Here is a 324-nt window from a genome sequence, read left to right as displayed (position 1 = left end):
CCACTTCCTTGTGGACCGCAACCGCATCTGACCGGTCGCACATGATGTAGGTCATCACGTCCGCCGCACGGCGCGGAGCCACCGAGAAGGCCTGAGAAATCTCTTCACGGGTCACGGCGCGCCCCTGACGCAGCGCCCAGAGGGCAACCGCCTGCCAGAGAGGCACCCCCTCTTCCCCCTCCATGCCCGGCGGTAGCCGCCAGACGCCGTGGTTGCTCTGGCGTCCGGTCTGGAGTTTGCCGCGCGCAGTACGCTTCATATCAGAATGTGTCTGTGAAAAATCAGTCAGTGACGCCTGGTGTTCGTTATCGAATGTTGCCATTG

At 62.3% G+C, this 324-nt stretch carries 1 protein-coding gene; it reads right to left on the bottom strand.

The genetic code is table 11. The features are described from left to right. Nucleotides 1-259: CaiF/GrlA family transcriptional regulator (locus ACERY3_RS25420; RefSeq protein WP_373226811.1), on the bottom strand; the 259-nt coding region annotated here is incomplete at its 3' end. Nucleotides 260-324: the final 65 nt, after the last annotated feature.

The organism is Enterobacter cloacae complex sp. ESBL7 (genome assembly GCF_041679625.1).
Lineage (GTDB): Bacteria > Pseudomonadota > Gammaproteobacteria > Enterobacterales > Enterobacteriaceae > Enterobacter > Enterobacter asburiae_B.
Note: the sequence above shows the minus strand (reverse complement) of the source record. Positions and strands in the feature narration are given on the sequence as shown.